Genomic DNA, 6,547 nt, shown 5'->3' on the forward strand with positions numbered 1-6,547 from the left:
GGCGCATCGTCGGCCGTCTGCAGGGTGACGAAATAGTGCGACAGGCCGTGCGTTTCGAGGATATGGGCAAGCCCGCGCTGCGACTTTCCGGTGGCGATGCCAAGCACGGTGTCGGCGCGGACGTGAAGCCTCTCCAGAACCTCGCGCACGCCGGGAAAGAGCGGCTCGGCGAGATCGGCGCGGTGGCGGATTTCGAAAAACGCATCCTTGTAGCTTTGAGTGATACGGCCGCGAAAGCCCGCTTCGGCTTCGGGCATAAGCGCCGCCAGCGCTTCGTCAAGCGACAGCCCGACGATCGAGAGCACCTGCTGGCGCGGCAGCTCGGCCAGACCATGTGCCGCGAAGGCATGCGCCATCGCCGCCACGATCATGTGCTGGCTGTCGACCAGCGTTCCGTCGCAATCGAAGACGACAAGGCGGAGCGGCGCGGTCATCATTCCAAACCGTCAAAGGCACCCTCGGCGTCGCGCTCCTCGAGCCCAAGCAGCTTCCAGCTCTTCTTCATATGCGGCGGCAGTTCGGCTTCGATGAAAAAGCGGCCGCCGTCGGGATGCGCGATGTCGATGGAGCGGGCATGGAGATGAAGCTGGCGCGGGATTTCGCCGCCGGGATGCGCGGTGATGCCGCCATATTTGCCGTCGCCGACAATCGGCGCCTCGATGGCGCGCGCATGTGCCCTGATCTGATGCGTGCGGCCCGTCAGCGGCATGAAGGCGACCCAGGAAAATTTGGTCGAGACGCTGGTGACGACCGAGTAATGCGTGACGGCATGCTGCGCATCCTCGTCACCCGCCGCGGCCGGCGAGACGCGCTCGGCGCGCGGGCCGCCCTGCTTGGCAAGCGCGAGGTCGATCGTGCCCTGCAACGGGGTCGGCGTGCCGATCACCAGCGCCCAGTAAATCTTGCGCGCGTCCTTCTGCTGGAAGGCGCGACCGAGCGCGGCGGCCGCCCTGGCGGTGCGGGCAAGAACGAGAACGCCGGATGTGTCGCGGTCGAGACGGTGAACGAGACGCGGACGCTCCTTTGCCTCGAATTGCAGCGCATCGAGCATGCCGTCGAGATGGCGCTCGGTTTTAGTGCCGCCCTGCACGGCGAGACCGGCCGGCTTGTTGAGCACAAGCAGCGACTTGTCCTTGTGGATGACCAGCGAACGCACATAGGCCGCGTCCTTGTCGCTGAGGTCGCGTTCGATTTTCGGGGCCGGTTTTTCGGCATCCTCGCCCAGCGGCGGCACGCGCACGGTCTGGCCGGCGGCAAGCCGCGCGCTGGCCTTGGCCCGCGCGCCGTCGACGCGCACCTGGCCGGTACGCAACAGCTTTTCGAGACGGCCATGCGTCAGCGCCGGAAACCGCCGCTTGAACCAGCGGTCGAGCCGGATGCCGTCCTCGTCCGCGCCGACATCGATTTGCGTGACCTGGCTCATGCCGAAAATAACATGCGCGAAATCCACAAGCCGACGAAAAGCGCGCCGACGGCGCCCGCGACCGAGCCGAACATATAGAGCCCGGCCAGGCTCATGTCGCCGCGCTCGATCATGTTGGCGGCGTCGAGCGAAAAAGCGGAGAAAGTGGTGAAGCCGCCGAGAATGCCCGTGGTGAGGAAGCTGCGCATTTCGGGCGAGAGGTCGTATTTGAGCGCAAGGGCGCCGGCGAGAAGACCCATCAGCATCGAGCCGATGATGTTGACGCCGAATGTGCCCCAGGGAAAATTGGGACCGAGGAGACGCAGCATCTGCAGGTTGAAAAGATAACGTGCCGAGGCGCCGACGGCGCCGCCCGCGGCGACCGCGAAAAGACTGTTCATCCCTGCCGTTCCTCTCTCAGCTTTTGCCAGTAGGCGAGCCGCTTGCCGATCTCGCGCTCGAAGCCGCGCTCCTCGGGTTGATAAAAATGCTGCCGGCCGACTTCCTGCGGAAAATAGTCCTGCCCCGAAAAGGCATTCGGTGCGTCGTGGTCGTATTCGTATCCGGCCCCATAGCCAAGGTCTTTCATCAGCCGTGTCGGCGCATTGAGAATATGGGCGGGCGGCGCAACGGAGCCTGTGTCGCGGGCCGAGCGCCGCGCCGCGCCGAATGCCGCATAGGAGGCGTTCGATTTGGGCGCGGTGGCGAGATAGATCGTCGCCTGCGCCAGCGCCAGTTCGCCTTCCGGCGCACCCAGAAAATCGAAGACGTCTTTCGCCGCCAGCGCCTGATGCACGGCTTCCGGGTCGGCCAGGCCGATATCCTCGATCGCCGCGCGCACCAGACGCCGCGCGATATAAAGCGGGTCTTCGCCACCGGCGAGCATGCGCGCCAGCCAGTAAAGCGCCGCATCGCAATCCGACCCCCGGATCGACTTGTGAAGCGCGCTGATGAGGTTGTAATGCCCTTCCCTGCCCTTGTCGTAGAGGGGCGCGCGGCGCTGTACGGCGGCGATGAGTTCGCCCGTGTCGAGCGGCACCTCGGGCGCCTGCGCAAAGACCTCCTCGGCGAGGTTGAGCGCATAGCGCCCGTCGCCATCGGCCATCGCGCGAAGCGAGGCGCGGGCGTCGTCGGTCAGCGGCAGCTTCTTTTCGTAAAAGGCTTCGGCGCGGGTCAGCAGTTCCTCGAGCGCCGCGTCGTCGAGCCGGTTGAGCACCAGCACCTGCGCGCGCGACAAAAGCGCCGCGTTGAGCTCGAAGGAGGGGTTCTCGGTGGTGGCGCCGACCAGCGTCACGGTGCCGTCTTCCATCACCGGCAGGAAACCGTCCTGCTGGGCGCGGTTGAAGCGGTGGATCTCGTCGACAAAGAGCAGCGTGCCCTTGCCGGTCGAGCGGCGGGCGCGGGCCGCCTCGAAGACTTTCTTGAGATCAGCGACGCCCGAAAAGATCGCCGACATCGGCTCGAAATGAAGGCCGACACGATCCGCCAGCAGCCGGGCGATGGTGGTCTTGCCGGTGCCGGGCGGACCCCAGAATATGACGGAGGAGAGGTGGCCGGACGCGAGCATCCGGCCCAGGGGCCCCTTGGGACCCAGAAGGTGCTCCTGCCCCACGACCTCCTCGAGCACCTTCGGCCGCAGCCGGTCGGCCAGCGGGCGCGGCGCCCCCTCATCCATCCCCGCAGCCTCGAAAAGATTGCTCATGGCCGCTGTTTAGCACGTTTCGGGAGACCCCTCACCGGTGCCCGCTGAGACTATTTTTACCCTGCGACAATTTGCAATCGATTTGCAGTCACAGTGCTGTTGCAAACCATTCGCAGGGGTGGCAACCTCCCCTTCCCGAAAGGCCCGAGCCCGGACTGGAAGCCGCATGATCGTCTGTGTCTGCAATGCCAAGAGTGACCGCACCGCACGTGAAGCCTTGGCCTGTGGGCCGCATATCGACACACCGGCCGCCCTCCATCGCGCCATGGGCTGCAAGCCGCAATGCGGACGTTGCCTGCCTTCGCTCGCCGAACTGATCGCCGAAGCGCGCGCCGACGCAACGCTTGCCGGGTTGATGGCCGCCGCCGACTGATCGCGCAGCTTTCGCGAGATACTCTCAAGATCATTCGCAACCACTTGCCGCCACTCGATTTTCCTGAATTGGGTTTGACGCCGCGCGTCCGCGGGACGACCATGTCGCATCGTGAGGCAAAAGGAGTCGGACATGCGCGGCGACAGCAAGGTCATCGAATATCTGAACAAGGCGCTGAGACTCGAATTGACGGCCATCAACCAGTATTTCCTGCATGCGCGCATGTTCAGGAACTGGGGCTTCAGGAAGCTCGGCGAGGTCGAGTATCGCGAATCGATCGACGAGATGAAGCATGCCGACAAGCTGATCGAGCGGATTCTCTTCCTCGAAGGCCTGCCGAACCTGCAGGATCTCGACAAGCTGCTGATCGGCGAAAACGTCGTCGAGTGCATGGAATGCGACCTGAAGCTCGAATATGCGGGCCACGCCTTCTACAAGGAGGCCGTCGCCCATTGCGAGCAGGCGCGCGACTATGTCAGCCGCGAAATCTTCGAGGACATACTGGAGGACGAGGAAGAGCATATCGACTTCCTCGAAACGCAGCTCGAGCTGGTGAAGAAAGTCGGGCTGGAAAACTACCTGCAATCGCAGATGGGCGAGCACGAGGGATCGTAGGGAAGCATTTTCTGCCCCCCGGCCCTCCGCTTGCGCTCCGGGCGTTCAAGGCTCGCAAAGGTCCACCGGGACCTTTGCGCTTGCGTTCCGCAAGCCGCCTCTCACCCACCCACCGTCGCCTGGAAGGTGCGGTCGCCGCGTTTGATCGCGAAATCCCACTGGGCGCGCGGCGTCGCCGTGATGCGAACGAGATCGCGCACGGTAGCGATCTTCGTGCCGGCAATCTCGACAACGATGTCGCCGCGCTGGAGCTGCATATGGCCCGCCGGCGTGCCGACCCCGACATTGGTAACGACAACGCCGCGCGCATTCATCGCTTCGAGCCCGAGCCTGTCGGCAACGGCCGGCGAAAGATTGGCAACCGTTGCACCGGCAAAGGGATTGCGCCCGGTGACTTCGGTTTCCTCCGCAGCCGGCTCTTCGGGCGGCGCGATCAGCGCCACGCGCGTCTCGCGAACCGCACCGTCGCGCAGATAGCCGATCCGCGCCTGGCCGCCGAGACCCTTGGTCGCAAGCCGGTAGCGCACCGCTTGCGGATCCTCGATATCGAAACCGTCGATCGAACGGATGACATCGCCAACCCTGAGACCGGCCTTGTCGGCAGGCCCACCCGGATGCACGTCGCGCACGATGCCGCCGCCCGGCCGGTCAAGCCCGAGCGATTGTGCGAGATCATTGTCGATGGCCTGCAACTGCGCGCCGAACCAGGGCCGCTTCACATGGCCGCCATCACGTGCCGAGGCGACGACGCTTTCGACCATGTTTGACGGGATTGCAAAACCAATACCGATACTGCCGCCGGTCTGCGAATAGATGGCGCTGTTGATGCCGACCAGACCGCCATCCATCGTGACAAGCGCACCACCCGAATTGCCGGGGTTGATCGCCGCGTCGGTCTGAATGAAGAATTGATAGTCCGAAACGCCGACATGGGTGCGCGCCAGCGCCGAAACGATGCCGCTCGTCACCGTCTGGCCGACACCGAACGGATTACCGATCGCGAGCACGAGATCGCCGACTTCGATGGTATCGGAGTCCTTGAAGGCGAGATGAGGGAGCTGCTGGCCCCCGACGTCGATCTTCAGCACCGCAAGGTCGGTACGCTCGTCAGCAAGCACCAGTTGCGCATCGAACTCGCGCCGGTCGGACAGCGCCACGGTGAATTGCTGCCCGCCCTTGATGACGTGATGATTGGTGACGATGAGGCCCGACGGATCGACGATAACACCCGAACCCAACGATTGCTGCACGCGCTCGCGCGGCATGCCGAAGCTGAAGCGATTGCCGAAGAACTGCCGAAAGAACGGATCGTCGGAAAAGGGCGACGACGCCCGCTCCTGCACGACGCGTTTTGTGTAGACATTGACGACAGCGGGCGCGACGCGCTTGACGACCGGCGCAAAGGACAGCTGAACCTCGGCGCGGCTGCCCGGCAGTTGCCGCTCCTGCGCGGCAGCGCCAAATGACAGAAACGATAACGCCGCCGTAAGCACGATCGCGGCCAGCGCCATCGAAAACGCTCCCGCCCAGGAAGATTCGGACAACATCTCAACCACCATAACCCGCGCCCTGACACAAGGACGGGCAATCGACCCCAGCCCGGACATACCACCGCAGGCAAAATTCTGTGTGCTCACGGCGGTGCTGACAAGGCCGAAATGGCCGGAAACGGCACAGTTAATGAAAAGGGCAGCACCGGATACCGGAACTGCCCTTTTGAATTCGCCGGTTTGAACGACCGCTCAAGCGACCTCGTCTTCGGCCTCGATCTGCACCGGGCCTGAATCCTGACCCTTGGCGCTCTCATCGCGATCGACAAACTCGATCACCGCCATCGGTGCGCTGTCGCCATGCCGGAAACCGGCCTTGAGGACGCGGATATAGCCGCCGGCACGTTCCTGATAGCGCGGGCCCAGCACATCGAACAGCTTCGCCGCCCAGACCTTGTCGGGAAGCGCGGAATAGGCCTGGCGGCGCGCATGAAGATCGCCCCGCTTGCCCAGCGTCACCAGCTTTTCGACATAGGGACGAAGCTCCTTGGCCTTGGGAAGCGTCGTGACGATCTGCTCATGCTTGATGAGCGCGACCGCCATGTTCGCCAACATGGCCTTGCGATGACTTGCCGTCCTGTTGAGCTTGCGGCCGGAATTTCCGTGACGCATGGGCCCTTCTCCTCGTTACCTGCGGCGTCACCGGGACGCGGCGTTTCTTGAAACTCAGTACTGGTCTTCGTAGCGCTTGGCCAGCTCTTCGATATTTTCCGGCGGCCAGTTCGGCACTTCCATGCCGAGATGGAGGCCCATCTGCGCCAGCACTTCCTTGATCTCGTTCAGCGACTTGCGGCCGAAGTTCGGCGTGCGAAGCATCTCGCCTTCCGTCTTCTGAATCAGGTCGCCGATATAGACGATGTTGTCGTTCTTCAGGCAGTTGGCCGAGCGCACCGAAAGCTCGAGCT

At 63.9% G+C, this 6,547-nt stretch carries 9 protein-coding genes; 2 read left to right on the forward strand and 7 right to left on the reverse strand.

The window, feature by feature from the left end; genetic code table 11:
• The 4 genes from WEB61_RS00990 to WEB61_RS01005 all read right to left on the reverse strand — a co-directional run.
• Nucleotides 1-434, reverse strand: a 434-nt coding sequence (locus WEB61_RS00990) for an HAD hydrolase-like protein (protein ID WP_368062462.1), incomplete at its 3' end; no start/stop codon positions are given.
• The gene (locus tag WEB61_RS00995; RefSeq protein ID WP_368062463.1) at nt 434-1,423 is read right to left on the reverse strand and encodes an RluA family pseudouridine synthase; all 990 of its coding nucleotides are present in this window, start codon (nt 1,421-1,423) and stop codon (nt 434-436) included. The genes WEB61_RS00995 and WEB61_RS00990, both read right to left, overlap by 1 nt.
• Nucleotides 1,420-1,803, reverse strand: a complete 384-nt coding sequence (gene crcB, locus WEB61_RS01000; RefSeq protein ID WP_368062464.1) for a fluoride efflux transporter CrcB — start codon at nt 1,801-1,803, stop codon at nt 1,420-1,422. The genes WEB61_RS00995 and crcB overlap by 4 nt, the downstream gene beginning before the upstream one ends.
• The gene (locus WEB61_RS01005) at nt 1,800-3,104 is read right to left on the reverse strand and encodes a replication-associated recombination protein A (RefSeq protein WP_368062465.1); all 1,305 of its coding nucleotides are present in this window, start codon (nt 3,102-3,104) and stop codon (nt 1,800-1,802) included. The genes crcB and WEB61_RS01005 overlap by 4 nt, the downstream gene beginning before the upstream one ends.
• Nucleotides 3,105-3,270: 166 nt before the next feature.
• Between WEB61_RS01005 and WEB61_RS01010 the strand changes: the two genes are divergently transcribed.
• On the forward strand, nt 3,271-3,477 hold the full coding sequence (locus WEB61_RS01010) for a bacterioferritin-associated ferredoxin (RefSeq protein ID WP_368062466.1): 207 nt from the start codon (nt 3,271-3,273) through the stop codon (nt 3,475-3,477).
• Nucleotides 3,478-3,609: 132 nt separating this feature from the next.
• Nucleotides 3,610-4,092, forward strand: coding sequence for a bacterioferritin (bfr, locus tag WEB61_RS01015; RefSeq protein ID WP_368062467.1), 483 nt, complete (start codon nt 3,610-3,612; stop codon nt 4,090-4,092).
• A 101-nt stretch (nt 4,093-4,193) separates the two neighbouring features.
• Here the strand turns inward: bfr and WEB61_RS01020 are convergent, their stop codons facing one another.
• The 3 genes from WEB61_RS01020 to WEB61_RS01030 all read right to left on the reverse strand — a co-directional run.
• Nucleotides 4,194-5,603, reverse strand: a complete 1,410-nt coding sequence (locus WEB61_RS01020) for a Do family serine endopeptidase (protein WP_368062468.1) — start codon at nt 5,601-5,603, stop codon at nt 4,194-4,196.
• Between the two features lie 231 nt (nt 5,604-5,834).
• Entirely contained in the window at nt 5,835-6,254 is a 420-nt protein-coding gene (rplQ, locus tag WEB61_RS01025) for a 50S ribosomal protein L17 (RefSeq protein ID WP_368062469.1), read from the reverse strand.
• A 54-nt stretch (nt 6,255-6,308) separates the two neighbouring features.
• Nucleotides 6,309-6,547: DNA-directed RNA polymerase subunit alpha C-terminal domain-containing protein (locus WEB61_RS01030; RefSeq protein WP_368062470.1), on the reverse strand; the 239-nt coding region annotated here is incomplete at its 5' end.

It is taken from the genome of Parvibaculum sp., from assembly GCF_040882025.1.
GTDB lineage: Bacteria > Pseudomonadota > Alphaproteobacteria > Parvibaculales > Parvibaculaceae > Parvibaculum.

Excerpts from the sequence above, each read along its gene's own strand:
- WEB61_RS00995 (WP_368062463.1), bottom strand. The coding sequence starts at position 1,423 with ATGAGCCAGGTCACGCAAATCGATGTCGGCGCGGACGAGGACGGCATC.
- crcB (WP_368062464.1), bottom strand. The coding sequence starts at position 1,803 with ATGAACAGTCTTTTCGCGGTCGCCGCGGGCGGCGCCGTCGGCGCCTCG.
- WEB61_RS01005 (WP_368062465.1), bottom strand. The coding sequence starts at position 3,104 with ATGAGCAATCTTTTCGAGGCTGCGGGGATGGATGAGGGGGCGCCGCGC.
- WEB61_RS01010 (WP_368062466.1), top strand. The coding sequence starts at position 3,271 with ATGATCGTCTGTGTCTGCAATGCCAAGAGTGACCGCACCGCACGTGAA.
- bfr (WP_368062467.1), top strand. The coding sequence starts at position 3,610 with ATGCGCGGCGACAGCAAGGTCATCGAATATCTGAACAAGGCGCTGAGA.
- WEB61_RS01020 (WP_368062468.1), bottom strand. The coding sequence starts at position 5,603 with ATGGCGCTGGCCGCGATCGTGCTTACGGCGGCGTTATCGTTTCTGTCA.
- rplQ (WP_368062469.1), bottom strand. The coding sequence starts at position 6,254 with ATGCGTCACGGAAATTCCGGCCGCAAGCTCAACAGGACGGCAAGTCAT.